The sequence below is a fragment of the Nonomuraea maheshkhaliensis genome (genome assembly GCF_039529435.1).
Classification (GTDB): domain Bacteria; phylum Actinomycetota; class Actinomycetes; order Streptosporangiales; family Streptosporangiaceae; genus Nonomuraea; species Nonomuraea maheshkhaliensis.
In genome coordinates this window covers 1-2,022 of record NZ_BAAAMU010000291.1, presented here as the reverse complement: position 1 = coordinate 2,022, position 2,022 = coordinate 1, and the positions used below count along the sequence as shown (strand labels likewise).

Annotated in this window: 1 protein-coding gene; it reads right to left on the bottom strand. The window is 75.7% G+C overall.

Annotation, left to right across the window (positions count from 1 at the left end; translation table 11 throughout):
• A partial coding sequence (locus ABFX54_RS56420; RefSeq protein ID WP_346115578.1) for a hypothetical protein occupies nucleotides 1-1,758 on the bottom strand: 1,758 nt, incomplete at its 3' end.
• Nucleotides 1,759-2,022: the final 264 nt, after the last annotated feature.

The window sequence follows — 2,022 nt, the reverse complement described above, 5'->3', positions numbered from 1 at the left end:
CCGGGTGAGCCATCGCCGAGCCGGGGCGGCCCCGCCGGCCATCCGCGCCGGCGGCGGCAGCCGTACCCACGGACCCGGCTCGTGCAACCGCCGCGGGAAGTCCGTGACCAGCCGCAGCACCTGGTCGAGTGCCCGGCGTTCCTCCTGCTCCAGGGCGGCGAGCGCCACACTGTGCGCCTGCCGCCGCAGGCGCAGCTCGTACGCCTGCTCCACCAGCCGCGCGGACTCGCCCAGCACGGCCGCGGGCACGCCCGAGTCCTCGGGCCGCCGGCTCAAGGCGTGGCGGAAGTCGGCCAGCGCGGTCTCCTGGTCGCCGGCCCGCAGCGCGAGCATGCCCCGGTGCCAGAACGACCAGAACGTGAGCGAGGACCTCGCCTCCCCGGCCGGGGCGTCCTCGGCCAGCTCGCACGCCCCGGCGGCACGGGCGGCCGCCTCCCGCAGGTCGCCGCGCCGCTCGGCCAGCACGCTCTCGATCATCACGCACCGGCAGGCGGAGCCCGGGTCGCCCGCGCGGCCGAAGGCGCCGGTGGCCAGAGCGCAGGACCTCCTGGCCACCTGGTCCTGCCCGCGTGCGGCGGCGATCTCGGCCCGGCCGTAGGAGAGCTCCGGGTACGCCGCCACCACCGCTTCCGGCAGGCGCGTCAGCCAGCCGTCGAGCGTGCGCCACCGCCCGAGGCCGACGAGATCACCGGCCTGACCGGCGACGAGCCTGGCGGCGGCCTCGTGCTCGCCGAGGTCGAGGTGAAGATCAACCGCCTGCTCCAGGCCGCCATGACGGAGCAGCCAGTCCGCGCATTCGCGCACCGCCGCCGGCCCTGGCCGGGCGCTCGCCCCAACCCTTCCCGAGACGAGCACCCGGCGCCAGCAGCCACGTACGCGATTCCAGCCGCCCTCCAGCGGCTGCAGCCACGGGCCGCCGGGCGCCGGAAGCTCAGGGGGCGCGTACCCGACGAGGCAGGCCCGGCCCAGAGCCGCCAGGGAGGGGCCGTCGTACTCCTCCAGCAGCGCCTCTCCCAGCACGGTCAGCGGCGCGCGGCCCGATCGCCCCAGGTGCTGCGCGGCCCGGCCGCCGCCCAGCCGGTCGAAGAGCGCCCGTACCGCCTCCAGCACGGCCGCGCGTCCGCCGGCCATCCGCCGCACCCGGTGGCGGACGGCGGCGGGCAGCCCGGGCAGCGTGGCGTCCAGCCACCGCTCCACCACGGCCCTGGACAGGCGCAGGTCCTTCGGCGTCCGGTAGGCCGCGTAGCCATCCGCAGGCGCGGCGGCAAGTCTGTCCCGGGTGAGCAGGACGACGGCGACCTCGCGCCCCAGCACGGGGATCAGGCAGCGGTTGACCAGCCCCAGCGCGGGTGACGTACCGGCCAGCACATGGGCGTTCTCCAGGACCACCGCGCCACCACCGAGCACCCCGCCCAGCTCCTCGCCGAGAGCGCGGTAGATCGGCTCCCAGCCGCGCACCGGGCCCGGATGCCGCCGCATGAGCGCGAGGACGCTCTCACCGAAGCCCGGGTCGAACCGGCGGGCGGCCTCGACGAGCAGCAGCGCCAGGGTCGCGGGGTCGCCGTCCTCTGGGCCCAGGCGGGCCCACAGCAGCTCGCCGGTACGCGCGCCGAGCGCGGTGACCAGTCCCTCCGTCAGCAGGTAGCCGGACGGCGCCTCCAGGACGACCGCTCCGCCACGGGCCGCCGTCGCGAACTCGTCGCGTTCGTGCTCGGGACTGCCGTGCGCCGGCGGCATGATCTTCGCTACGAGAGTCATTCTCCCCCTAAGCCAGGACGAGGCGTCCATTCCGTGCGGGACGCGCGTTCACGGGCTGACGCTGGAGGGGGCCCGGCTGCATCATCATCGCCCCGCCGGGGATGACGTACCAGGCAGCATCCGCTCACCTTCGAGGCGGCGATGCGGAGCCGCTGATCGCGCTGGGCATCGACCTGATCCGGTGCGAGACTGTTCGGCGTGGAAGCTGAGCACAATCCGCTGATCCCGCAGATGCGGCTGGACGAGCTGCTGGCGGAGCTGCAG